The sequence below is a fragment of the Curtobacterium sp. MCPF17_001 genome, from assembly GCF_003234615.1.
Lineage (GTDB): Bacteria > Actinomycetota > Actinomycetes > Actinomycetales > Microbacteriaceae > Curtobacterium.
Map to the genome: position 1 here is coordinate 21,118 of NZ_QKSL01000005.1, position 23,467 is coordinate 44,584.

The 23,467-nt window shown below is 71.4% G+C and carries 24 protein-coding genes; 6 read left to right on the top strand and 18 right to left on the bottom strand.

Annotated features, from left to right (window positions below):
• Nucleotides 1-37: 37 nt before the first annotated feature.
• The 15 genes from DEJ24_RS06215 to DEJ24_RS06285 all read right to left on the bottom strand — a co-directional run bounded on the left by DEJ24_RS06215 (nt 38) and on the right by DEJ24_RS06285 (nt 13,326).
• Nucleotides 38-979, bottom strand: coding sequence for a hypothetical protein (locus DEJ24_RS06215; protein WP_111077766.1), 942 nt, complete (start codon nt 977-979; stop codon nt 38-40).
• Complete coding sequence (locus tag DEJ24_RS06220; protein ID WP_111077767.1) at nt 954-3,008, bottom strand: flagellar biosynthesis protein FlhA; 2,055 nt, start codon at nt 3,006-3,008, stop codon at nt 954-956. The genes DEJ24_RS06215 and DEJ24_RS06220 overlap by 26 nt, the downstream gene beginning before the upstream one ends.
• Entirely contained in the window at nt 3,005-4,204 is a 1,200-nt protein-coding gene (locus DEJ24_RS06225; RefSeq protein ID WP_111077768.1) for a flagellar biosynthesis protein FlhB, read from the bottom strand. Before DEJ24_RS06225 ends, DEJ24_RS06220 begins: the two co-directional genes overlap by 4 nt.
• A 4-nt stretch (nt 4,205-4,208) precedes the next feature.
• Nucleotides 4,209-4,970: a flagellar biosynthetic protein FliR gene (locus DEJ24_RS06230; RefSeq protein WP_110902363.1), complete on the bottom strand. Its 762-nt coding sequence runs from the start codon at nt 4,968-4,970 to the stop codon at nt 4,209-4,211.
• A complete protein-coding gene (locus tag DEJ24_RS06235; RefSeq protein ID WP_110902510.1) occupies nt 4,970-5,245 on the bottom strand; it encodes a flagellar biosynthetic protein FliQ in 276 nt (91 codons plus the stop codon). Before DEJ24_RS06235 ends, DEJ24_RS06230 begins: the two co-directional genes overlap by 1 nt.
• A gap of 42 nt (nt 5,246-5,287) precedes the next feature.
• Complete coding sequence (fliP, locus tag DEJ24_RS06240; RefSeq protein ID WP_258374510.1) at nt 5,288-6,061, bottom strand: flagellar type III secretion system pore protein FliP; 774 nt, start codon at nt 6,059-6,061, stop codon at nt 5,288-5,290.
• Nucleotides 6,062-6,111: 50 nt separating this feature from the next.
• The gene (locus tag DEJ24_RS06245) at nt 6,112-6,657 is read right to left on the bottom strand and encodes a flagellar biosynthetic protein FliO (RefSeq protein WP_181436547.1); all 546 of its coding nucleotides are present in this window, start codon (nt 6,655-6,657) and stop codon (nt 6,112-6,114) included.
• 4 nt (nt 6,658-6,661) lie between these two features.
• Nucleotides 6,662-7,375, bottom strand: coding sequence for a flagellar motor switch protein FliN (gene fliN / locus DEJ24_RS06250; protein ID WP_111077771.1), 714 nt, complete (start codon nt 7,373-7,375; stop codon nt 6,662-6,664).
• Nucleotides 7,372-8,253 (bottom strand): flagellar motor switch protein FliM, encoded by an 882-nt coding sequence (locus tag DEJ24_RS06255; RefSeq protein WP_111077772.1) that lies wholly within the window; start codon nt 8,251-8,253, stop codon nt 7,372-7,374. Before DEJ24_RS06255 ends, fliN begins: the two co-directional genes overlap by 4 nt.
• 68 nt (nt 8,254-8,321) lie before the next feature.
• Entirely contained in the window at nt 8,322-9,251 is a 930-nt protein-coding gene (locus DEJ24_RS06260) for a flagellar motor protein MotB (protein ID WP_111077773.1), read from the bottom strand.
• Nucleotides 9,252-9,253: 2 nt separating this feature from the next.
• On the bottom strand, nt 9,254-10,066 hold the full coding sequence (locus DEJ24_RS06265; protein ID WP_111077774.1) for a motility protein A: 813 nt from the start codon (nt 10,064-10,066) through the stop codon (nt 9,254-9,256).
• A gap of 1 nt (nt 10,067) precedes the next feature.
• Nucleotides 10,068-10,349: a flagellar FlbD family protein gene (locus tag DEJ24_RS06270; RefSeq protein ID WP_111077775.1), complete on the bottom strand. Its 282-nt coding sequence runs from the start codon at nt 10,347-10,349 to the stop codon at nt 10,068-10,070.
• Between the two features lie 124 nt (nt 10,350-10,473).
• Nucleotides 10,474-12,063: a Na+/H+ antiporter gene (locus DEJ24_RS06275; protein ID WP_111077776.1), complete on the bottom strand. Its 1,590-nt coding sequence runs from the start codon at nt 12,061-12,063 to the stop codon at nt 10,474-10,476.
• 50 nt (nt 12,064-12,113) lie between these two features.
• Nucleotides 12,114-12,332 (bottom strand): hypothetical protein, encoded by a 219-nt coding sequence (locus DEJ24_RS06280; protein ID WP_110902372.1) that lies wholly within the window; start codon nt 12,330-12,332, stop codon nt 12,114-12,116.
• 169 nt (nt 12,333-12,501) lie between these two features.
• Nucleotides 12,502-13,326, bottom strand: a complete 825-nt coding sequence (locus tag DEJ24_RS06285) for a DeoR/GlpR family DNA-binding transcription regulator (RefSeq protein ID WP_258374508.1) — start codon at nt 13,324-13,326, stop codon at nt 12,502-12,504.
• Between the two features lie 118 nt (nt 13,327-13,444).
• Between DEJ24_RS06285 and DEJ24_RS06290 the strand changes: the two genes are divergently transcribed.
• Genes DEJ24_RS06290 through DEJ24_RS06300 form a run of 3 tightly spaced genes read left to right on the top strand, consistent with a single transcriptional unit; the run spans nt 13,445 to nt 16,645 of the window.
• On the top strand, nt 13,445-14,785 hold the full coding sequence (locus DEJ24_RS06290; protein ID WP_258374748.1) for an extracellular solute-binding protein: 1,341 nt from the start codon (nt 13,445-13,447) through the stop codon (nt 14,783-14,785).
• A gap of 10 nt (nt 14,786-14,795) precedes the next feature.
• Nucleotides 14,796-15,746 (top strand): carbohydrate ABC transporter permease, encoded by a 951-nt coding sequence (locus tag DEJ24_RS06295; RefSeq protein WP_111077778.1) that lies wholly within the window; start codon nt 14,796-14,798, stop codon nt 15,744-15,746.
• A complete protein-coding gene (locus DEJ24_RS06300; protein WP_111077779.1) occupies nt 15,746-16,645 on the top strand; it encodes a carbohydrate ABC transporter permease in 900 nt (299 codons plus the stop codon). The genes DEJ24_RS06295 and DEJ24_RS06300 overlap by 1 nt, the downstream gene beginning before the upstream one ends.
• 117 nt (nt 16,646-16,762) lie before the next feature.
• On the opposite strand, the gene DEJ24_RS06305 is transcribed toward DEJ24_RS06300, so the two are convergent.
• Nucleotides 16,763-17,464, bottom strand: coding sequence for an SDR family oxidoreductase (locus DEJ24_RS06305; protein ID WP_111077780.1), 702 nt, complete (start codon nt 17,462-17,464; stop codon nt 16,763-16,765).
• A gap of 96 nt (nt 17,465-17,560) precedes the next feature.
• Here DEJ24_RS06305 and DEJ24_RS06310 point away from each other — a divergent pair, with 96 nt between their 5' ends.
• Together DEJ24_RS06310 and DEJ24_RS06315 are read left to right on the top strand one after the other, a co-directional pair.
• Nucleotides 17,561-17,965, top strand: a complete 405-nt coding sequence (locus tag DEJ24_RS06310; protein WP_110902375.1) for a MerR family transcriptional regulator — start codon at nt 17,561-17,563, stop codon at nt 17,963-17,965.
• Between the two features lie 90 nt (nt 17,966-18,055).
• The gene (locus tag DEJ24_RS06315; RefSeq protein WP_111077781.1) at nt 18,056-19,390 is read left to right on the top strand and encodes an LCP family protein; all 1,335 of its coding nucleotides are present in this window, start codon (nt 18,056-18,058) and stop codon (nt 19,388-19,390) included.
• Nucleotides 19,391-19,402: 12 nt separating this feature from the next.
• On the opposite strand, the gene DEJ24_RS06320 is transcribed toward DEJ24_RS06315, so the two are convergent.
• Entirely contained in the window at nt 19,403-20,596 is a 1,194-nt protein-coding gene (locus DEJ24_RS06320; protein ID WP_111077782.1) for an MFS transporter, read from the bottom strand.
• 70 nt (nt 20,597-20,666) lie between these two features.
• A complete protein-coding gene (locus DEJ24_RS06325) occupies nt 20,667-21,596 on the bottom strand; it encodes a helix-turn-helix transcriptional regulator (protein WP_111077783.1) in 930 nt (309 codons plus the stop codon).
• 218 nt (nt 21,597-21,814) lie between these two features.
• Between DEJ24_RS06325 and DEJ24_RS06330 the strand changes: the two genes are divergently transcribed.
• Nucleotides 21,815-23,407: a peptide chain release factor 3 gene (locus tag DEJ24_RS06330; protein ID WP_220034441.1), complete on the top strand. Its 1,593-nt coding sequence runs from the start codon at nt 21,815-21,817 to the stop codon at nt 23,405-23,407.
• The last annotated feature ends 60 nt before the right edge of the window (nt 23,408-23,467 follow it).

Genomic DNA, 23,467 nt, shown 5'->3' on the forward strand with positions numbered 1-23,467 from the left:
CCGGCAGCGACGAGCACCAGGCGGCTGCGAGGATCGGTCAGAGCGTCCGGACCGGGACCCCGAGCAGGCGGACGGTCTCCGGCGTGCTCGTCTCCTCGGCGCCGATCGCCAGGACGCCCGCGATCGGGACACCCACCTCGACCACGGCCCGGAGCATCGTGACCGCGTCCTCGTGCTTCCGCCCGACGTCGACGACGACCCACACCTGGTCCGGCGCGAGGGACGTGGTGGTCGCGACGTCGGTCCACGCCGCGACCGCGAGCAGTGCGGCGCCGTCGCGTACGGCGTCGGCGCGGGCGAGGATGCCGCTCCGCCGGTCCGAGGCCGCTGTGGCACGCAGGCCGTGCCGGCTCGCGAACACCCCGGCGGCGGCGTCGACGTCGGTGGCGCGGCCGACGAGCAGGACGAGGTCACCGTCTGCCGAGCGGACCGCGGGTGCGGGCGCCGGAGCGGCGGGGACGCCGCTGGTCGCGGGGGCGAGCATCTCGGCGCGCAGGTCGGCCCAGGGGTCGGTGTCCGGGCCTCCCGGCAGGCTGGTCACGGACGGGACCGCACCGTCGGTCGCGGACGGGAGGCCCGGCTCGACCCCGGCGGGTCGGGCGGCGGCCCGGCGCGGCGGGGCCAGTCCGTCCGCGGCGAAACCGTCGAGGACCGACGCGAAGGCGTCCGCCCGGACGGTGGCGGTGCCGTCGGAGCCGGCGATGCGGGACTCGGCTGCCTCGGCGTCGGCGAGGAGCGCCGCGATGCCCACGCGCTTGGCCGGGGAGGAGGCGATCGCGACGCGGGCGGTCGGCGGGTCGAGCGGGTCGGGGACCTCGATGACGGCCTCGACATGGGCCTTCCGGAACAGCCCGGCCACGCCGCCCGTGGTGACGCGTTCGGCGGAGACGATGCGCGCGCCGGGGCCGAACTCGGCGAGGACGCCGGCGCGGACCTCGTCGAGCGTCGCGCCGCTACGCTGCGATCGGATCGGCGGCACGGACCACCCCCACGGTCTCGATGGTGGAGCCCGCGGCGGTCGCCTCCTGGTACGACAGCACCGGCAGCCCGTTCGCCTGCGCCGACACCATGCGGTGCACGGCCGGACGGAGCTGGGGTGCACAGACCAGGACGGCGGACAGCCCCTGGTCCTCGACGGCGCGGACCGAGTCCCGGACGGAGCCCAGGACCTGTTCGATCCGGTGCGCGTCGAGGAGGATCTGGCTGCCCTGCTCGGACGGCCGGAGCCCCTCGAGCATCGCCTGCTCGAGCACCGGGTCGATCATGATGACACGGAGCACCGTGCCGTCGAGGTGTCGGGCGGCCAGTGCCGGACCGAGCGAGGCGCGAGCCGACTCGACCAGGCCCTCGGGGTCGGTGGAGACCTTCGCGCGGAGGGTCAGCGCCTCGCAGATCCGGCCGAGGTCGTTGATCGGCACCCGCTCGGCGAGCAGCCCCTGCAGGACGCGCTGCAGTTCGGCCATCGAGAGCATCCCGGGGACGAGCTCCTCGACGGCGGCGGGGTTGACCTGCTTGACCCCCTCGGCCAGGACCTTGACGTCCTCGCGGGTGAGCAGCCGGGCAGCGTTGTCGCCGATCACGGCCTGCAGGTGGGTGACCAGCACGGACACGCGGTCGATGACGGTCGCGCCGGTCATCTCGGCGGCGTGCCGGAGTTCCGCGGGGACCCACTTGCCAGCGAGGCCGAACACCGGCTCGACGGTGGGGTCACCGGGCAGGCCGTCGAGCTGTTCGCCGAGGGCCAGGACGCTCCGCGCGGGCGCGGTGCCGCGACCGGCCTCGACCCCGGCGATCCGGATGGCGTAGGTGGAGGGCGGCAGGTCGATGCTGTCCCGGGTCCGGACCGGCGGGACGACGATCCCCATGTCGATGGCGATCTTGCGGCGGAGTGCCCGGACCCGGCCGAGGAGGTCGTCGGAGGCGCCGGAGACCATGTCGACGAGGTCGGGGGCGAGCAGGATCTCGAGGGCGTGCACGCGCATCTGCTCGAGGAGGTCCTCGGGGGTGTCGCTCGCCGGTGCGGCGGCCGCGAGTGCCTGCTGCTCGGCGGCCGTGGCGGCGGCACGCTTCGCGTTCTGACCGATCCGCCACCCGGTGAAGAGCAGGGTCGCGCCGATGAGCAGGAACGGCAGGATCGGCATGCCGGGGATGAACCCCATCGCGATCGCGGCAGCGCCGGCGATCATCAGGGCGGTCCGGGACTGCGACAGCTGGTCGGAGGCCGACGTGCCGATGTCGGACTCGGCCCCGGAGCGGGTGACGATCATGCCGGTCGACACGGCCATCAGGAGCGCGGGGATCTGTGACACCAGGCCGTCACCGATGGTGAGGATGCCGTAGTGCGACAGCGCGTCCGTGATCGACATGCCGTTCTGCAGCATGCCGATCGCGATGCCGCCGACGAGGTTGATGACGAGGATCAGGATGCCGGCGATCGCGTCGCCCTTGACGAACTTCGACGCGCCGTCCATCGCGCCGTAGAAGTCGGCCTCGGCGGACACCGACGCGCGGCGCTCCTTGGCCTGCTCGTCCGTGATGAGTCCGGCGTTGAGGTCGGCGTCGATGGCCATCTGCTTGCCGGGCATCGCGTCGAGGGTGAAGCGCGCACCGACCTCGGCGACGCGCTCGGCGCCCTTCGTGACGACGACGAACTGGATCACCACGAGGATGAGGAAGATGACCGCGCCGATGATGACCGAGCCGGCCACGGCGACGTGCCCGAAGGCCTGGATGACGTCGCCCGCGAAGCCCTGCGCGAGCACGAGGCGGGTCGAGGCGACGTTGAGCCCGAGCCGGAACAGCGTCGCGACGAGCAGCAGCGACGGGAACACCGAGAAGTCGAGCGGCTTCTTCACGAACAGCGTCGTGAGCAGGATCACCAGCGCCAGCAGGATGTTGCAGATGATCAGGACGTCCAGCAGGAACGGTGGCACCGGCAGGATCAACAGCAGGATGATGCCGACGATGAGCACCGGTACGGCGAACTGCGGCAGGTCGGCGCGCTTCATGCGGGGAGGGCCTCTCCGGGAGTGGGTTCGGTGACGGGACGCGGAGTCCGGAGCTTGCGGGGTCGGACGTCGCCGCTGAGCGTGGTCGGGTCGAGCACGGTGGCGACCTCCTCCGGGGTGGTGGGGCGGGGCGGGGTGTGCGTGCCGGCGGTGGCACCGCGGGCGGCGAGCGTCATCACGAACGACAGGACGCGGGCGACGGGTGTGTAGAGGTCGACGGGGATCTCCTGCCCGAGCTGGCACGCGGCGTGCAGGGCACGGGTGAGCGGGATGTCCTGGACCATCGGCACCCGTTCCTCGGTGGCCTTCAGGCGGATGGCGTCGGCGACGGGTCCGGCGCCCTTCGCCACGACCCGGGGTGCGGACTTGCCGGCCTCGTACCTGATCGCGACGGCGTAGTGCGTCGGGTTGGTCATCACGACGTCGGCGGTGCCGATCGCGGCGATCATCCGGTTCCGGCTGGCGGCGAGTTGGCGGGAGCGACGCTGCGACTTCACGAGCGGGTCACCCTCGGCCTGCTTGTTCTCGTCCTTGACCTCGCGCTTGGTCATCATCGTCCGCTTGCGGTTCCGGCGGATGACGACGAACACGTCGAGCGCGGCGAGGACGAGCCCGGCAGCGATCGCGGCACGGAGCAGGGTGCCCGCGCCGGCTCCGGCAGCTTCGAGGACGCTCGTCAGCGGCAGCGAGCCGCTCGACATGAGCACGGGGACGAGTCCCTGCACGGCGAACCACAGCACGAGACCGACGACCGCCGTCTTCAGCAGTGCCTTCACCCCGTTCCAGAGCGCCTGCGTACCGAACACCCGCTTCACGCCGGCCACGGGATCGAAGTGGTCCGGCTCCGGGGTGAGCTTCTTGATGTGCACCCCACCCTGGGCGACCGCGACGGCGAGCACCGCGACGGCGACGACGGCGAGCATCGGGCCGATCGTGCTGCCGATCGAGGCGAGGGCGTCGTCGAGGACGTGCCGCATGGTGCCGATGCTCGGGTCAGCGATGACGAGGGTCACGGCGTGCAGCTGCTGCTGCCCGGCCGCCGAGGCGTGCCCGATCGTGGACGGGACCATCAGCGCGGCGACGGCGATGCCGATCCAGGCGCTGAGGTCCTGCGACCGGCCGAGCTGCCCCTTGCGGTGCACCTCGCGCATCCGCTTGTCGGATGCCTGTTCGGAGCGTTCTCCACTGTCCGACATGCCGTCACCCCCTGCCCGTGATCGCCTGGACGGCGTCACCCGTGAGGGACGACACGACGCTCGGCAGGGCCATGAAGAGCGCGCCGGCGAACAGGACGGTGAGGCCGATCTTGATCGGGAAGCCCATCTGGAACGCGTTCAGGGCGGGGGCGACGCGGGTGAGCAGGCCCAGGCCGACGTCGGCGAGGAACAGCACGACGACGAGCGGGCCGGCGATCTGCAGTGCCGCGAGGAACATCTGCCCGAACGCCGCGACGAGCATCGGCGCGATCCCGTCGATCGGGAACCGGCCGTCCACGAGCGGCACACCGTCGAAGGACCGGACCAGCCCGCCGATGATCAGCTGGTACCCGCCGGAGGCGAACAGCAACGCGAGCGAGGCCATCTGGAACAGCCGGGTGAACTGGGCGCCGTTCACCTGCGACTGCGGGTCGTACGCCTGCGCGAGCGTGAACCCGCCGAACAGGTCGACGAGCGCGCCCGCGGACTGCACGGCCGCGAACACCAGGTACACCATGAAGCCGAGCACCAGTCCGACGAGCAGCTGGGTGACGAGGGCGACGAGGAACGCGGCCGTGTCGAGCTGCTCGTACCCGGCGGTGACCTTCGGGGCGACGCCGATCGCGAGCCCCAGGCCGAGGATCACCTTCACGACGCCGGGGAACGCCTTGTACGAGAACGGCGGGGCGACCACGAAGAACGCGACGAGCCGGACGCCGGCGAGCATCGTGCCCTCGAGCCGGGCGGCGTCGAAGACCAGGTCCATCAGCCGCTCCCGAGCAGCTTCGGGATCATGTCGAACGCCACGTGGGTGAAGGCGATCATCTCGGAGATCATCCAGTTGCCGCAGACGACCAGGGCGATCGCCACGGCCAGGGCCTTCGGCACGAACGAGAGCGTGACCTCCTGGATCTGCGTCACCGACTGGAACAGCGAGATCGCGAAGCCGACGACGAGCGAGGTGATGAGCACGGGTGCCGCGAGCTTGCCGGCGACGAGGAGCGCCTGGAGGGTGAGGTCGATGACCGCCTGCTGGTTCACGCGTGCCTCCCGGGCAGTGCTCCGCCGAGCAGCGAGGTGCGGCTAGACAACGTGGTAGCTCTCGATCAGCGACGTGATGATGAGACCCCAGCCGTCGACGAGCACGAAGAGCAGGATCTTGAACGGCAGCGAGATCATGACCGGCGGGAGCATCATCATGCCCATCGACATCAGGGCTGCGGAGACGACGAGGTCGATCACCAGGAACGGGATGAAGATGACGAACCCGATGATGAACGCACTGCGGAGCTCCGAGATGATGAACGCCGGGATGACCGTCGTCATCGGCACGGCGGACATGTCCTTCGGGTTCGCCTGACCGGCAGCCCGGGTGATGAGGGCGACGTCCTCGTCGCGGGTCTGGTGCAGCATGAACGTCCGGAGCGGCTTGGTGCCGATCTCGACGGCCTGCTGGAAGTCGAGGTGCCCGGCCAGGTACGGCTGCAGGGCGTCGTCGTTGACGTGCCCGATGACGGGTGCCATCACGAACAGCGACAGGAACAGCGCGAGTCCGGCGATCACCTGGTTCGGCGGGATCGACTGCAGGCCGAGCGCGTTCCGGGTCATGGCGAGGACGACGAAGATCTTGGTGAACGAGGTCATCATCAGCAGCAGCGCCGGGGCGACGCTGAGCAGCGTGATCCCGATCAGGGTGACGACGGCGGAGGACGGCGTGCCGTCGGGGCCGTTGACGTCGACGCTGAAGCCGCCGGTGGACGGCGTCGGCGGGGCGGTCGGCGCCGCGGGGGCGGTTGGCTGGACCACACCGGCCGCGTGGGCGCCGGTCGTGGTGAGCATCAGGAAGCCGGCCACCATCGTCAGTCCGAGGAGGACGAAGAGCAGCACCCTGCCCGTGCGGGCCGCGCTCACCCGGTCCGCCGGGAGCGGAGCGCCGACGCCGCCTGGCGCCAGGTGTCCGCGGAGAGGACCGAGCCCTGCAGCTGCGTGGCGGTCGGGACGACCGCGTTCGTCCGCGGGGCGGCACGTCGGCCGCGCGGCCGCAGCGGCAGCGACTCGGCGGCGTCGGTGTCGGTGTCGGTCTCAGACTGGAGGCCCGACCGGCCCTCGTCCTGTCGGTCCAGCTCCGCACGGAACGCGTCCGCCGTCGGCAGCGCGACCGGACCGGTCACGATCGTGAGCTCCGGCGCGGGTGCCTGGCCGCTCGTGAGGAGGGTCACACCGTGCTCGGCCACGCCGAGGACGAGCCGCTCCCCGTCGACGTCGACCACGACCACGCTCGCCTTGCCGCCGATGCCCTGACGGGCGACGACCTCGAGTGACGCCGAACGACGCCCCCGGGTGCGTCCCGCGCCGAACTGCCCCTTCTGCATGCGGCGGTGCAGCACCCACATGAGGGCGAGCACGACACCGAGGGAGAGTGCGACGCGGAGTGCGATGACGAGCGTGTCCACCGGGTCAGACCGTCTCGGCGACGTCGAGGATCTTGGTGATGCGGACGGCGTAGTCCTGGTCGACGACGACGACCTCGCCGTGCGCGATGAGCCGTCCGTTGAGGAGCACATCGGCAGGGGCACCGGCGGAGCGGTCGAGTTCGACGACGGCACCGGGCTCCATGCCGAGCACGTCCCGCACCGACATCCGGGTGCGACCGATCTCGACCGTGAGGGTCATCTCGACGCTGTTGATGCGGCCGAGGTTGCCGGCGGACAACACCGGCGCGGCCGCGATCGGCTCGGCGACGGTGCCGTTCTCCCGGATCCGGATCGCGATCCAGCCCATCGGCTGCCCGGCGGCGGTCAGGGCGAACACCACGGCCTCCGGGTCGGCGACCAGGGCGACGGCGGAGTCGCGGCGGCCCTCACCGAGCACGCCGGCACCGAACGGGGCGACCGCGGCCTCGAGGGACGGGCGGAGGACGTCGGCGACGGACACGAGGCCGGAGTCGACGCCGCCCGCTGCCGTGATGGCGGCGAGGTCGAGCAGCACCACGGCGAGGTCCGCGGAGACGCCACCGACGAAGGAAGCGACCACGGCGTCGGCGGCACGTGCCTGCAGGTCGGCGGACGGGCCTCCCGGCTGGGCGACGGCCACGAGCGGGACGGCGGTGGGCAGTGCGCTGGCGAGCGCCTCGGCGGCGGTCGTGTGCAGGGTGGCGGTGACGACGGTCATGCGGACGGCTCCGATGCGGTGGTGGTGACGACGACGCCCGCGAGCCGCGAGCCGTTCGCGCCGACGGCGGCGGTGCCGACGGGTTCACCGTCGACGGAGATGGTGAGCGGGCGGTGCTGCGGGTGTGGCAGCGGCAGGACGTCGCCGACGGCGAGGCCGAGGACCTGTGCCGGCAGGACGGTGGCCGGGGCGAAGCGGAGCGAGACGCCGACCGGCACCGACGCGAGCTGCGCGTCGAGCAGTGCCTTCGCGTCGGCGGTCGAGACGTCGGCCGGGCGGTCGACGAGCTGGGGCAGGACGGCCTCGGCGGGCAGGGCGAGTGTGCCGGCGGCGATGCGCTCCCCCACCCGGATCTCGAACGACGCGACGATCATCAGGTCGGACTTCTGGGCGGCCTGGGCGAACTGGCTGTTGAACTGGAAGGCCCCGGCGGTGACGGGCTGGTCGAGCAGCCCGCCGAGGGAGTAGCGGAGGTCGTCGAGGGCGTCCTCGACCAGGCGGCGCACGAGGGCCTGCTCGATCGGGGTGAACGTCCGCTCGGGTGTCGGCAGCGGCTTCGAGGCGCCGAGCGAGTGTGACACCCAGGTCAGGGCGGCGTCGAGCGGGACCTGCAGGACGCCCTTGGCGGTGACGCCCTCGATGGGCAGCAGCACCATCCCGGTGAGCGCGGGCAACGACGCCGCGTACTCGTCGTAGGTCATCATCGCGACCTGCTCGCACGCGACCTGGCTGAGGACACGGACCTTCGCGGTCAGCTGCGTGCCCCACTGCCGCGCGAAGGTCTCGAAGGCCAGCTCGAGGACCCGGGCGTGCTCGCGAGCGAGCGTCGACGGGCGCGCGAAGTCGTACACCTCGGGCGCGGTCAGGGTCTCGGTCACGAGTCGTACTCTCGGCCGCCGGGGGACGGCCGTCAGCTCTGGCCCCTCTTCTGGGGCGACGGTCGCGCCTACCCGGAGCGGGCTCCGTCCTGCGCCTTCGCGAGGCTCGGCATGAGGGCACTGACGTCCTGGTCGGCGTTCGACAGGACCACGATGTCGACACGGCGGTTCAACGCGAGGTCGGTGTCCGTGGAGCCCTTCGCGAGCGGCCGGCTGGACCCGAAGCCGACGGACTGGATCCGGGCGGCCGGCATCCCGCCCCGTTCGACGAGGTCGCGGAGCACCCCGGTCGCGCGGGCGGCGCTGAGCTCCCAGTTCGTGGCGTACGGGGCGGTGGAGTTCCGGCTGTCGGCGTGTCCCTCGACGCTGACGTCGTGGTCGGCGCCGCGGAGGACCGGGGCGATGGCGTCCATGATCCGCTTCGCCTGGTCCGACAGGTCCGCGCTGTTCGTGCCGAAGTACGTCTCGCTGCCGATCAGCCGGACGGTGAGTCCGCGGGCGTCGACCGTGAACTGCACGTTCGAGCTCTGACCCGCCTTGTCGAGGTTGCCCTTGATCGCGGCCTCGATCGCCTCGAGGTCGTCGAGCTCCTCCTGCGCGGCCTTGACGTCCGCCTCGGTCGCGGTCTGCGGCACGACGGTGGACGCCGGGTCGACGTTGGTGTCCTTCGTCCCCGAGGCCGCGGTGGAGTGGTCCGCCTGCGCCTTGTCCGTCGCGTAGCCGGAGCCGTCCTCGACCTGGTCCTTCGTGACGACGGTGCCGGAGGCGGTGTCGACCTTCTGCGACTTCACCTCGCCGAACCCGGTGGCGAGCGAGTTCTTCAGCGCGATGTACTTCTCCTGGTCGACGGTCGACATCGCGAACAGCACGAGGAACATGCACATCAGGACCGTGATCATGTCCATGTACGAGGCCATCCAGCGCTCGTCGGGGTGTTCGGCCTCGTCGTGGCCGCCCTTCTTGCGACCGCGCCCGCGCCCCCGGGGGTTGGCGCTCATGCTCAGGCCGCCAGCTGCTGGTCGTCGGCGCCGGCTTTGACCTTGGCGCTCTTGCCCGAGGCGCCACGGGCACTCGGCGGCACCATCGCGGTGAGGCGCTCGCCGAGGAGCCGTGGCTGGCTGCCGGCCTGCACGGCCAGGAGGCCTTCCATCAGGAGTGTCTGCCGGTCCGACTCGAGCTGGGCGAGCTTCCGGAGCTTCCCACCGATCGGCAGCCAGAGGAAATTGGCGGTGAGCAGGCCCCACAGCGTCGCGACGAAGGCGCTGGCGATGAGCGGGCCGAGCTCGTCCGGCTTGCCGAGGTTCGCCAGGACGTGGGTCAGCGAGACGACGGTGCCGATGATGCCGACGGTCGGGGCGAAGCCGCCGAGCCCCATGAAGAACGCGCTCGCGCTCCGCATCGGCGCGGCGTTCGACTCGATCTCGTCCTCGAGCAGGATCCGCAGCTCGTCGCCGTCGGTGCCGTCGGCGATGTTCTGCAGTGCCTTCTTCATGAACGGGTCGTCGTGCTTGTCGGCCTCCTGCTCGAGCGCGAGCAGGCCGTTCGAGCGGGCGGTCTCGGCCAGTCCGACGACGTCGTCGATGACGGCCTGCGGCGGGGTGACCTTGCCGGTGAACGCCTTCGGCGCGGACGTGAACGCCGAGAGGGCGTCCTTCAGCGTGGTGCTCGCGATGCCGCAGCCGATGGTGGCGCCGAACACCAGGAGCATCGGCGCGGGGAGGAACAGACCGCCGAGTTCGACGTGCTCCATCTCGACCATGCCGAAGAGTGCGCCGAAGGCCAGGAGGATGCCGATGATGGTCGCGATGTCCACGTCAGCGACCTCCGTCCTGGATGCGGAGCGGAGCGACCGGGGCGAGGGTCGGCTGTGGGCCGGTGCCGTCGCGGCCGACGGGCAGGTCGGTGCCGTACGCCATGCTGACGATGCGTGCTCGGTACCCGGCGATGCGGTCGATGACCTCGGCCAGCGACTCGCGGACGATGTACTTCGCCCCGTCGACCATGATGAGCGTCGTGTCCGGCGTCTCCTGGATGCGCTCCACGAGATCGGGGTTCACAGCGAATCCGCTGCCGTTCAGTCGCGTGACGACGATCATGGCCCGTCCTGGTTCTCGATCGACCCGCCGCCGTCCGTGGGGCAGGTGTTCGACCGCCCGTCCGTGGGTGGTCAGTACGCACTATCGGCGGACGCCCGCCAGCCGTAAGGAGGCGGACGGATCGTCAGCCGCGCTGGTCGAGCCGGAGCAGTCGGGTCTCCTCGGCATCGTACTCGGCGCGGACCTGCCGCAGCACCAGGTCGTCGATCTCACCCTGGTCGCGCAACCGCAGGACCGTCGCCGCCTTCAGCCGGACGAGTGCGAGCTCGAGTTCGACCGCCGCGCCGCGCTGGACCAGCAGCGGGTGCTCGTCGTCCTCGCTCTCCTCGGCCTTGACGAGCGCCAGGTGACCCTCGTAGTCCTCGCGGATCCGGTCGACGATCTCCGCCTCGGCACCGGTCTTCCGAGCCAACCGCGGCAGCGCGTCGAGGGCTTCCTCGAGTGCCGTGCGCTCAGCGGATCGGCGCTCCTCGAGGACCTCGCCGCTGCCGTCGAAGGACGCCCAGCGCACGACGGCCGGCAGCACGAGCGACTGCCCGACGATGGTGACCACCACGACGCCCGCGGTGACGAACACGATGAGGTCGCGGTCCGGGAACGCGCCACCGCTCTCGACCAGCCGCGGGACGGCCACGGCGGCGGCGAGCGAGACGGCGCCGCGGAACCCGGTCAACCCACTGACCAGCCGGTCGCGGTGTCCTTCGCGGGGCGACCCTCCCGTCCGCAGCGTGACGAGACGGATCGTGCCCCACGAGAGGTTGAGGAACGCGAACCGCAGCACGACGACGGCGACGGAGACGGCGCCGATGAGCCCGAGGCCGATCACGATCTCACTGCCGGCGAGTTCCCGGACGGCGATCGTCGCCTCGATCCCGACCAGCACGAACAGGGCGCCGTTGAGCAGGAAGGTGCTGAAGGACCAGAACGACCGCACCTGCTGGCGCGTCTCGGCCCGGTCGAGCTTCGGCGCGACCTGGCTGACGACGAGCCCTGCCACCACGACCGCGAGGACGCCGGAGGCACCCACCGCCTCGGCGGCGAGGAAGGCGGCGAACGGCACCAGCAGCGTCAGCAGGTTCTCGAGCACGACCGCGTGGATCCGACGGAGGACGAGCATCCCGAGCCACGACGTCACGAGTCCGGCCGCGATCCCACCGACGTAGGACAGGAGCAGCATGCCGGACACGTTCCAGACGGTGAGCTCCTGCTCCCCCGCCGTGACCGCGACCGCGATGCCGTAGATGACGAGCGTCGTCCCGTCGTTCACCAGGGACTCCGCGCGCAGGACGGTCGTGTTCCGACGTGGCAGCGACCGGGTCAGCGCACCGACCGCGGTGGCGTCCGTCGGCGCGACCGCCGCACCGAGCACCCACGCCGGGCCCCAGGGCATCCCGAGCAGGTGCAGCAGCGTCGCCACACCGCCGGCGGTGAGCACGACCAGGAGCGTGCCCATCAGGACGATGCCGCGCAGGTTGTTCCGGATCTCCCGGAGCGAGATCGTCAGGCTCTCCCAGTAGAGCAGTGCCGGCAGGAACAGGAAGAGCACCACGTCGGCGGGCAGCTCCAGCTTCCCGAACGCCGGGATGAAGGCGATCGCGGCCCCGAAGGCGAGCAGGAGGACCGGGGGCGCGACGCGCAGCCGGTTCGAGACGGCGGTGGCGACGGCGATCGCGACCACGAGCACGACGACGAGTTCGGGCGCGATGAGTTCCATGGGGAGTACAGCCTGACAGGGTGCGGGTGGACGTGTGCGCGGTCGTCCGCTCAGCGTCCCCGCTCGGCCCGCGCCGTGAGCACCAGGAAGGTGACGTGCCCGAGCAGGGCGATGCCGAAGAACACGAGCGCGACCGCGTAGACCCGGTCGAGCGTCCCGTCCCCGGTCAGCAGGAGCACGATGCACCCGACCACGGCCGCGGACAACACCCCGACCTGCACCGTCGACCACGTCTTCCGCCATCGCGGCTGCTGTCCCTGACCGTCCACGGGCTCATTCTCCCCCGGACCTCGTGGACATCGGACCGCCGACCCCCGACGACGCACCACCAGCGCCGCGCAGTCACGGTGCTCGCTTCCGTCGTCGATGCCGCAGCTGCTCCTACGATCGTCTCCGCGCCGCACCTCGCCGGGCGGGACCGGTTCGGCCGGGTGCGGGTCAGCGCGGCGGCGGCACGCTGACCGTGTGGACGCGGACGCCGTGCCGCCGGATGCGGTCGAGTTCGTCGGGATCCGCCGCGTCGTCGGTCACCAGGTCGTCCACGTCGCCGAGGTCGGCGACCCGGGCCGTGGTGACCCGGCCGATCTTGGATGAGTCGGCGACCACCACGACCCGGTGAGCCCGACGCGCCATGACGCTGTTCGTCCGCGCCTCGGTCCCGTCGTGCGTCGTCGCCCCGCCCGCGACGCTGACACCGTCCATGCCGAGGATCGCCGTCCCCACGGTGACGGCGTTGAAGGTGCTCTCCGCCAGCGCACCGACCAGTTCGAGGGAGTGCCCGCGGACGACGCCGCCGGTGACCACCACCGTGAGGTTCGGCCGGCCGCCGATCTCCGACGCCGTCGTCACCGAGTTCGTGACCACGGTGAGGTCTGCCCGGAACATCAGCGCACGCGCGACCCCGGCGGCCGTGGTGCCACCGCCGATCGCCACGGCGCAGGGCCCCTCGGGCAGCAGGGTCGCGGCGCAGCGGGCGATGAGCAGCTTCGCGTCGCGGTACTGGGAGTCCCGCAGCCCGACGGGGACCTCGGACGCCGGTGACAGGGTCCGCGCTCCGCCGTGTGTCCGGGCGAGGAGCCCCTGGTCCTCGAGGTCCGCCAGGTCTCGCCGGATCGTCGCCGCGGACACCCCGAACGCCCGCACCAGGTCGTCGAGCCCGACGCTCCGACGTTCGCGAACGGCCGTGATGATCGCGATCTTGCGGCTGGACCGCTTCGACGACCCGGTCCGGAGGATCGGGGCGGACTCGAGGAAGTGCGTCACGGATTCCCTTTCGCTCAACTGGACTGCGCGTTTCTGGTCGTTCATTGCGACAACTGCTCAAAACCACACAGTATGCCTCCACGACCCATCCCACGGTTCGATCACGAAGGAGTTCTCGGTGCCGACACGACGACGGACGTCCACCCTCCGACCATCGACCAGACGGCTGAAGGGCCTCGTGCTCGGTGTCGCCCTCGCGGTCACGACGACGATGGTCGCCGGCTGCGCTTCCCCGGGGGCGACCGTGCTCGACACCGACGCACCGGTCACCATCACCATGTGGTCCGGCCAGAGCGACCGGGCCGAGAAGCTCCTGCAGCGCCTCGTCGCGGAGTTCGAGGAGGAGCACCCGAACGTCACGATCGACATGTCCTCCGGTGCCTCGTCGACCGAGGAGCTCCTCCAGAAACTCGCGGCGTCGTTCGCCGGCCACGACTCCCCCGACATCTCCTACACGTTCGGTTCCTGGGCGAGCCAGCTCGAGCGCTCCGGTCGGACGCTCGACCTCCGGGACGTGGTGTCCGATCCGGAGGTCCGTTGGGACGAGTTCTCGTCGGCGGCCCGGGAGACCGCGCAACCGACCGGCGGCAAGGTGATCGGGTTCCCCGCCGTCGTCGACAACATCTCGCTGCTCTACAACACCACCGTGTTCGACCGGGCCGGCGTCGCGTACCCGACCGCGGACTGGACCTGGACCGACTTCCGGCGTGCGGCGAAGCGACTGACGGACGCGGACAGCCACACCTACGGGTACGGCTACTCGGTCTCCGGCAGCGAGGAGACCACCTGGCAGCTCTGGCCACACCTCTGGCAGAACGGCGGCGCGATCCTCAGCGAGGACGGCGAACAGTCCGCCTTCGACTCGAAGGCCGGGGTCGAGGCGGTCGCGTTCCTCCGCGCCATGGCGGTCGACGACCGCAGCGTGTACCTCGACCAGACCGACACGAAGGCCGCGCAGCTGTTCGCGAGCGACCGGATCGGGATGATCACCTCCGGCCCGTGGCAACTCTCGGCCCTGCAGACGGCGAAGACCTCGTACGGCGTCGTCCAGCTGCCGGGCACCGACGGCGACCACCAGACCGTGTCGGGCCCGGACCTCTGGACGGTGTTCGACAACGAGGACGTGAACCGCGCGCACTGGGCGACCGAGTTCACCCGGTGGTTGACCTCGGCGGAACAGGACGAGTGGTTCAACGTCGCCGTCGGCAACCTGCCGCTCCGCTCGAGCGAGACCTCCAGCGCCGCGTTCCGGAAGCAGGTCGCCGCGTTGCCGGGGCTCGACGTCATGCAGGCGAACTCCGCCAACGCCGAACAGGCGCGACCGACGGTGCCCGGCTACAACGGCCTGTCCGAAGCCGTCGGCAACGGGGTCGCGCGGGTGCTCCAGGGCGAGGGGACCCCGGCCGAGACGCTGCGGCAGGCGACCGTCGCCGCCGACAAGGCACTGCGACAGGGCTAGGAGCCACGACATGAGCACTTCCACGATCCGGCCGCCCCGGCAGCGGGAGCAGACGCCCGCGAAGGCCGCAGCCCGTCGGCGGTCCGCCCGGTCCCGGCGTGAGGCAGCAGCCGGCTGGGGCTTCGTCGCCCCCGCGCTCGCCATCGTCCTCGGTCTGACGATCTTCCCCGGCGTGTGGGCACTCGTGCTCTCGTTCCAGAGCTGGGACGGGTTCAGCCCGGCGACGGCCGTCGGCACGCAGAACTACCAGGACCTGGCCACCGATGCCTCGCTCGGAGCGGCCGTCCTGCACACCGGGCTCTACACGGTCCTCTTCGTGCCGGCGTCGCTCCTGCTCGGGCTGTTCCTCGCGGTGGCACTCAACCGCAAGATCCGGTTCATCGGGCTCTACCGCACGGCGGTCTTCGTGCCGTTCGTCGCATCCGCGGCCGCCACCGGGATCCTCACGACGTACCTGTTCAGCCCGCAGTTCGGCATCGTGAACAACGTCCTGCGGGTCCTGCACCTGCCGCAGCAGGGCTGGCTCGAGGACCGGAGCGAGGCGATGCTCGTCATCATCGTGATGTCGCTCTGGGGGCAGGCGGCGTTCACCACGGTGATCTACCTCGCCGCACTGCAGGACGTGCCCGGCGAGGTCATCGAGGCCGCCCGGATCGACGGCGCGAACTCGTGGCAGACCTTCTGGCGGGTCGTCTGGCCACAGCTGCGGCCGGTCACCTCGTTCGTCGCCGTCTACCAGACCCTGCAGGCGGTCCAGCTCTTCGACCTGGTCTACGCGACCACCCGCGGAGGGCCGCTCGACGCGACGCAGACGATCGTCTACCACCTCTGGAAGGTCGCGTTCCAGAACCTCCAGTTCGGCTACGGCTCCGCCATCGCCTACGGCCTGTTCTTCCTCACCCTCGTCACCACGGTCATCGTCACGGTCGCGCAGCGACACGCCGGAAGGAGCACGCCCTGATGTCCACCGAGACCCGTGTCCCCGTCCTCGTACCCGGTCCCGACCGCGCCGACGCCGTCGGGGCACCCACCTCGCGGCGACGGCGACGCCTGCCGTTCAGCCCCTGGCACCTCCTGCTCCTGCCGATCTCGCTGCTCTTCCTGGTGCCGTTCATCGAGATGTTCACGACCTCGCTCGAGCCCGCGTCCGAGATCAACAGGTTCCCGCCGTCCTTCATCCCGACGCAGTTCACCCTGTCCGGCTACGAGCGGCTCTTCGCCGAGAGCGACGTCCTGCACTGGCTGCTCAACACCGTCATCGTGTCGGCGTCGGCGATCGTCTCGCACCTGGTCCTGTGCTCGCTCGCAGGGTACGGCTTCGCCCGGCTGCGCTTCCCCGGCCGCACCTTCGGGTTCCTGGCCGTCCTCGCCACGATCATGATCCCGTCGCAGCTGCTCATGATCCCCACCTACGTCATGTTCGCCCGACTGCACCTCGTCGACCACCTCGGGGCCGCGATCGTGCCGTGGCTCGCGTCGGCGTTCGGCATCTTCCTGATGCGGCAGTTCTTCCTGTCGCTGCCCGCCGAACTCGAGGAGGCTGGCATGATCGACGGCTGCAGCCGGCTGCAGGTCTTCTTCCGGATCGTGCTGCCACTCGCCCGTCCGGCCCTGGCCACCCTGGCGGTGTTCACACTGCTCGGGTCCTGGAACGACCTGGTCTGGCCGCTCATCGCGATCAACGACGAGGACGCCTTCACGCTGCAGCTCGGCCTGACGAACTTCCAGGGCGTGCGGCGCACCGACTGGTCGCTCCTCATGGCGGGCAACGTCGTCGCGACCCTGCCGCTGATCCTGCTCTTCCTCGTCGCGCAGAAGCAGTTCGTCGCCACGATGGCCTCCGCCGGCCTCAAGGGCTGACCGACCAGCGCTGGCGGACTGATGCACCCGACGGACGGGAGGCCCGTGGCGGTGTCGCCACGGGCCTCCCGTCCGTCGTCTCCCCGGTCCGGTGCCGGTCGGCACGCGCTGACCGGGTCAGGCGATCTGCGCCGAGAAGTCCACCGGGTCGCCCGCCAGGGAGGCCTTGACCAGGCGGGTCCAGTCGTCGACCAGCACCTCGGTGGCGTCCCGCTCGACCCCGTCGAGGGCCGCACGGACGACGTCCGCGGGGTCGGTCATCGGGCCGTCGTAGCCGGCCATCATGTCGGTGTCGGCGGCGCCGAGGTGGAGGCCCTGCACGGTGACTCCCCGGCCGGCGAGCTCGAGCCGGACGGCGTTGGTCATGTTCCACTCGGCGGCCTTCGCGATGGCGTACCCACCCGCGCCCGGCGCCGAGAACCAGGAGAGCGCGGAGAGGACGTTGACGATCGCACCCCCGCCGTTCCGCTCGATGACGGGCGCGAACGCCCGGACCATGTCGAGCGTTCCCCAGAGGTGGGTGTCGAGGGCTCGGCGGGCGTCCGCCAGGTCGTCGGTGAGCAGCGAGCCGGACGACGAGACGCCGGCGTTGTCGATCAGCAGCGTGACGTCGCCGGCTGCTGCGGCGGCGGCCGCGACCGAGGCCGGGTCGGTGATGTCGAGGGCGAGCACCTCGACCCCGGGGACGTCGACGAGGTCGGGACGCCGGGCGGTGGCGTAGACCTTCGACGCGCCGCGTTCGAGGAGCTGTTCGACGAAGTGTCGTCCGATCCCGCGGTTCGAACCGGTGACGAGGGCGACGGATCCGGTGATGTCCATGGTGGTTTCCTTCCGCCGAACGGGTCCGTCCCGCTGCGGCTCGGTTACGGTAAGACCTCACATCAGTGTCAGGGGCAAGCCCCGAACGGAGACGACATGCGCATCGGCGACCTCGCTGCCCGGACCGGGGTGAGCGTCCGCTCGCTCCGCTACTACGAGGAGCAGGGGATGCTCACCGCCACCCGGACCGGCACCGGGCAACGGACCTACGGGACGGAGGCCGTGGACCGGGTCCGCCTCGTGCAGCAGCTCTTCGCCGCCGGACTGCCGAGCCGCACCATCGTCCGGCTCCTGCCCTGCGTCGACGCCGGTGAAGCCACGGCCGAGTCCTTCGCCCTGCTCGTGCAGGAACGCGACCGGATCACCGCACAGCTGGCCGAGCTGACGGCGACCCGGGACCGGCTGGACGAGGTCATCCACATCTCCGAGCACCCGAGTCCCGAGCACTGCCCGGCGCTCCGGACCGAGGTGCTCGCGGTGGACGAGGGCGCCGCCGCCTGACGGTCTCTCAGGTGTCTCGACGGTGCGGAGCCCTGCGGTCCGGCATGATGACGGGACCGGGACCTCTCCCGGACTGACCCCGGGGGATGCATGTCGGACGACGGACGAGCGCACGCGGACCAGTCGACGAGCCCGTCACCGCTCATCCGGCACGGCAGGCTGCGTCGTCGCGGTCCGTTCGGGTTCGTGCTGCGCGGCATCGCCGTCGTCGCCGCGGTCGCCGTGGTGGGGTCCGGTTCGATCGCCGCCATCGCCACCTGGCAGGTCCTGCAGGGCGCCCAGCCGTCCGTCTCGCTCGCGATGCCCGGCACCACTGCGAAGAAGGCGCCCGCGCTGACGGCCCAGTCGGGCGAGGTCAACATGCTGCTCGTCGCGACCGACACCCGCGACGGACAGGGTGCCGGGTTCGACGACCCGGCGAACCAGCAGGCCAGCAACGGCGTCGGCAACAACGACACCAACATCCTCGTGCACATCTCGGCCGACCACTCGAACATGTCGGTGATCAGCTTCCCGCGCGACCTCGTCGTCCCGATCCCGGCGTGCACGAACGACGACGGTGCCGTCACCCCGGCCTCGTCCGCCGCGATGCTCAACACGGCGCTCTCCCGCGGCGGCGAGCAGCACGGCCTGGCCTGCGTCGCGAGCACCATCGGCAAGCTCACCGGCCTGCAGATCGCCTACGCGGGCAAGATCACCTTCGACGGGGTCGTCCGGATGGCCGACGCGGTCGGCGGTGTCACGGTCTGCCTCGCCACGCCGATCAAGGACGACGACGTCACCCCGGCGCTCGACCTGCAGCCCGGCAACCGCGAGCTCCGAGGGGCCGAGGCCGCTGCGTTCCTCCGGTCGCGACACGGCGTCGGCGACGCGAGCGACCTTGGCCGGATCAGCAACCAGCAGACGTTCATGTCCGCCCTCGCCCGCCAGACCGTCTCCGCCGGCACGCTCACCAACCCGGCGAAGGTCCTGCGGCTCGCGGACACCGCCTTCAAGAACATGGTCCTGTCGGATTCGCTCGACGACGCGGCGACCCTGGCGCGCCTCGCACTCGCGGTCAACACCGTCGGACTCTCGAACATGGTGTTCGTTCAGTTCCCGGTCGTCGACGACCCCGAGGACCCGGCTCGGGTCCTGGTGTCCGAGGGGCCCGCGGCGACCCTGACGGCTGCGCTGCAGGACGACGAACCGGTGCGGCTCGCCCCGAACAGCCTCGGCCGTTCCGCCGTTCGCGATCCCGACGCGCCCACCGCGAAGCCGTCGGCTCCCGCCAGCCCGTCAGCCACTACCACCCCGCCCGCCTCCGGGAGCACGACGACGCCTCCGGCGACGCCCCGGGCGAGCGCGTCCGCGGCCGAGCTGCCGGACTCGGTGTCCGGCCAGACCGCCGACACGGTGACCTGCGCGGCGAAGTCGGAGTACTAGGCCGGGCTCCGTTCAGGCACGACCGGCGAAGGTCTGCCGGCCGACCACCGTCACGACCAGCGCCAGGGCCCCGAGGACGGCCATGGACACCGCGAGGACCAGCCCGCCCGAGACCGCGATGAGCAGCGCGCCGACCAGACCGGCGGCGGAGATCGCGAGGTTGAAGGCCACCGGCAGGAACGCGTTCGCCAGGTCCGACTCCGTGCCGCCCGCGATCGTCAGTGCGCTCTGCAACTGTGGCGCCGCACCGCCGAAGGTCAGCCCCCACAGCACGGCCGCACCGAGGACGACCGGGGCTGATCCGTGCCCGACGACGAGCAGCACCGCAGCGACGACGAAGCCGCCGAGGCTCGCCCACAGCAGCCCCCGGGGGTACCGGTCGATCAGGACCGCCGTCAGGACGACGCCACCGATCGAGCAGACCCCGTAGACCAGCAGCACCAGGTCCGCCGAGAGACCCGTGTCGGTGTCCCGCAGGAACGGCGCGATGTACGTGTAGATCGTGTTGTGGCCCAGCATCCACACGAAGATGACGGCGAGGACGACCGGCACACCGCGGAGGAGGAACACCCGCTGCAGCGGCAGGCGTCCGCCGGCGGGCTGTCCCGCGACGTCCGGCACCAGGAGCGTGACCAGGACGAGCAGCACGACGCCGAGCACGGAGATGCCGACGAAGGACCAGCGCCAGTCCAGCACCCCGCCGACCCAGGCGCCGAGTGGTGTGCCGAGGGCGAAACCGACCGGCGCACCCGTCGACACGATCGCCAGGGCCAGGCCACCACGGGAGGGCGGGCTGATCCGACGCCCGTACGCGGCCAGCATCCCCCACAGGACGCCGGTGGCCGCACCGCCGACGAAGCGGGAGACGAGCGAGACGACGACGTCCGACGAGATCGCGGTCACGGCGTTCGCGAGCACCAGGCAGGGCAGGGTCATGAGCAGCAGCGGCTTCCGGCGCATCCCGCGGGTGAGCGTGATGGCCGGCACGGTGACCACGACGGTGCCGAGCGCCCAGACGCTGATGAACTGACCGATGACACCCTCACCGGTGTCCAGGTCCCGGGCCATCAGCGGCAGCAGCCCTGCCGGCATCGTCTCGGCGGACAGCAGCAGGAACCCGATCGCGGCGAGGGCGACGAGGGCGCTCCACGGGATGCGGGTCTGGGTGTCCCCGGTCGTCGTCGGGGTGGGTGCGGTGGTCGTCATCGGGGTCCGTCCTGTCGGTGCTGCGGCCGGATCGACCGTACGGCGGGGCCACCGGACGGAGGACGCCCTGTCAGGGCACGTCTCGGTCGACACCAGCCGGTCGGGAGGCGCGCATCTCGTCCGACACGCCCGTCGCCCGTGCACCGTCCGCCGCCCGTGTCGCGGCCCAGCTCGCCAGCAGCTGCAAGGACTCGGCGTCCGTGCTGCCCGGCTCCGCCGCGTAGACGAGCAGACTGTGCTCGCTGTCGAGGCCCGGCGTCAGGTTCTCGAAGTGGAGCCGGACGTCACCGACCGCGTGGTGGTGGAAGGTCTTGACGCCGTGGGTGTGCAACCGGACCTCGTGCGCCGCCCACTTCTGCCGGAACTCCGGGCTGAGCGTCGCGAGCTCACCGATCAGGTCCCGCAGTCCGCGGTCGTCGGGGTGGCGGCCGGCCGCGGTCCGCAGCATCGCGACCGAGATGTCCGCCGCTCCCTCCCAGTCCGGGTAGAGCCGACGGGACAGGTCCTGGTGCAGGAACGCGAACCGGGCGAAGTTCGGCTGGTCGCCTCCGGTCTCGACGACGTCGCTGTAGAGCGCCCGGGCGAGGTCGCTCATCGCCACCACGTCGAGACGGGCGTTCTGCACGAAGGCGACGACGTCCCGCATCGCCTCGAGCGCGAAGCGGAGCCCCGGACGGACCGACCCCGAGGTGCTCGTGCGGGCCCGGCGCACCGGTGACACGTTCGCCGACCGGGCCAGGTCGAACAGGTGCGATCGCTCGGAGTCGTCGAACCGCAGCGTCCGGGCGATCGCGTCGAGCACGGTGTCGGTGACCCCGGCCAGGTTCCCCCGCTCGATCCGCGCGTAGTACTCGGCGCTCACCCCGGCGAGGACCGCGACCTCGCCGCGTCGGAGGCCCGGGACCCGCCGACCGGCACCGCCCGGGAGTCCGACCGACTCCGGCGCGATGCGCGCGCGCCGCGACATCAGGAAGTCCCGTACCTCGTTCTCGTTCGGCATGGGCCCACGGTACGGCGGAAGGTGCCGGAGAGGGGTTCCCTGTCGCGGTACCCCGGCGGCGGTCGCGGGGTCGCGGGCGTCCGGAACGCGCCGGACCCGGCGCGCCTCCCGGAGGGCCCCGGTTCGTCGACTGTCCGGAGCAGTCGGTATCGTCGGAGGGTGCAGAAGTCGGAACACCCAGGTCACGCCGTCGGTCGACGCCACGAGCGGGGCGACGCGTGACCGGTCCGTCCCCGGCGGACACCGCCGCCGCCGGCACGATCGAGCGGGAAGCCGAACGCCGTCGGACCGTCGCCGTGATCGCCCACCCGGACGCTGGCAAGTCCACGCTCACCGAGTCGCTGACCCTGGCGGCCTCCGCCATCGACGAGGCCGGTGCGGTCAAGGGCAAGGCCACCCGGCGCGCGACCGTGTCCGACTGGATGGAGATCGAGCGGAGCCGCGGGATCTCGATCAGCTCTGCCGTCGTCCAACTCGACGCCGGCGGCACGCTCATCAACGTCGTCGACACCCCGGGCCACGCCGACTTCTCCGAGGACACCTACCGCGCGCTCGCGGCCGTCGACTGCGCGGTCATGCTGATCGACGCCGCGAAGGGCATGGAGGCGCAGACGATCCGTCTGTTCGAGGTCTGCCGCACCCGCGACATCCCCGTCATCGCCGTCGTCAACAAGTGGGACCGCCCCGGCCGTGAAGCCCTCGACCTGCTCGACGAGCTCGAGGAGCGCACCGGACGTGCCCCGACGCCGGTCACCTGGCCGGTCGGCGAGGCCGGTGACCTGCGGGGACTGGTCGACACCACGACCGGGACCCTGACCACGTACGAGTCCACCGGCGGTGGGCACCTGCCGGTCGCGACCGAGCGCTCGGCGGACGAGGCCGCCGAACTGTTCGGAAGTGCGTGGGCGACCGCGCTGGAAGAGGTCGAGCTCACCCGCGAGGTCCGTGGGCTGCCCGACCAGGACGACTTCCACGCGCGCGTGAGCATGCCGGTGTTCTTCGGCGTCGCCACCAAGCACCTGGGCACGGTCGACCTGCTGCGCTTCCTGCGCGACACCGCCCCTGCCGCGCTCCCGCGTCGCACCGAGGACGGCGCGCCCCGTCCGGTCACCGAGCCCTTCGCAGCCCAGGTGTTCAAGGTGCAGGCGAACATGGACCCCGCCCACCACGACCAGGTCGCCTTCGTCCGGATCTGCTCGGGCCGGTTCGACCGCGGCATGATGCTGACCCACGCGCAGTCCGGCCGACGGTTCAACACCAAGCACGCGCTCAGCGTGTTCGGTCGGGAGCGCGACACCGTCGACGTCGCCTGGCCCGGCGACGTGGTCGGTCTGGTGAACGCGACGATGCTGCACCCCGGGGACACCCTGTACAGCGACGAGGCCGTCGAGTTCGAGCCGCTCCCCCGGTTCGCGCCGGAGCTGTTCGCCACCGTCGCGCCCACCGACCCGAGCACCGCGAAGAAGTTCCGCAAGGGCATGCAACAGCTCGCCGGCGAGGGCGTCGTGCAGCTGCTCGAGTCCGAGCGTCGGACCGCGCAGGCGCCGATGGTCGGCGTCATCGGGTCGCTCCAGCTCGAGGTCCTGACGTCGCGCCTGTCGGCGGAGTTCGGCACCGCCGTCCGCGTCGAACCGCTGCCGTGGACGATGGTCCGCACCGTCACGGACTCCGACCTCGCGTTGCTCGAGCGGCGGCGCGACCTGGAGATCGTCACCACCGACCGCGACCGGTACGGGCTGTTCCGCGACCAGTGGCACCTCAACTCCGTGATGCGCGAGCTCAAGGGCCTGGAGCTGCCGGCACCGGTGTGAACCTCCCGCTGAGTCGCAACGGTGCACGTCCGCCGACTCCGCTGACGGGCCGTCTGCGCG